The 322-nt window shown below is 58.4% G+C and carries 1 protein-coding gene; it reads left to right on the forward strand.

Annotation, left to right across the window (positions count from 1 at the left end; genetic code table 11):
* Positions 1 to 322, forward strand: a 322-nt coding sequence (locus tag AAZR19_RS18940; protein WP_434703998.1) for a hypothetical protein, incomplete at both ends; no start/stop codon positions are given.

The raw sequence follows: 322 nt of genomic DNA on the forward strand, positions 1-322 counted from the left end.
CTGGTTCTACTGGTGCGACGGGTATCACTGGAGATACTGGTCCTACCGGGACTACAGGTGTCACGGGTATTACTGGAGCTACTGGACCTACTGGACCTACTGGCGCCACGGGTATTACCGGAGCTACCGGACCTACTGGCGCTACAGGTGTCACTGGAGCTACCGGTCCTACTGGTGTGACGGGTATTACCGGACCTACTGGCTCTACCGGCGCAACGGGCATCACAGGAGCTACTGGCTCTACCGGCGCAACGGGTATTACCGGAGCTACCGGACCTACTGGTGTCACGGGTATTACTGGAGATACTGGTTCTACTGGCGC

Origin of the sequence: Bacillus sp. Je.9.29.b (assembly GCF_051129925.1) — a bacterium.
Classification (GTDB): domain Bacteria; phylum Bacillota; class Bacilli; order Bacillales; family Bacillaceae; genus Bacillus; species Bacillus safensis.